At 69.4% G+C, this 255-nt stretch carries 1 protein-coding gene; it reads right to left on the reverse strand.

Features of this window, described 5'->3' with window-relative positions; all coding sequences use genetic code 11:
* Nucleotides 1-255 (reverse strand): DUF2382 domain-containing protein (locus tag G6553_RS20590; protein ID WP_166197000.1); only part of this gene is annotated, 255 nt, incomplete at both ends.

A 255-nucleotide genomic window follows, 5' to 3' on the forward strand; every position in this document is an offset into this window, starting at 1 on the left:
GATACGGCGATCCTCGACGTCGCCCTCGACCTCGATGTGCTCCTTGCGCACGTCCTCGGTGACGGTCTCCTCGTCGACGACCGTCTCCTTGCCGAGGCGCACCCGCTCGACGGGCTCGGCCGTCTTGACGACGGTCGCTCGCTCCTCACGCAGCACGACTTCGTGCTCCTCCTCGGAGATGGCCGGGCCGTCCAGCGCGTCGTCGAGGTTCGCGCCGGTGACCGGCTCGGTCTCCACGACCGCGCGCTCCTTCTT

Source organism: Nocardioides sp. IC4_145 (genome assembly GCF_011250565.1).
Classification (GTDB): Bacteria; Actinomycetota; Actinomycetes; order Propionibacteriales; family Nocardioidaceae; genus Nocardioides.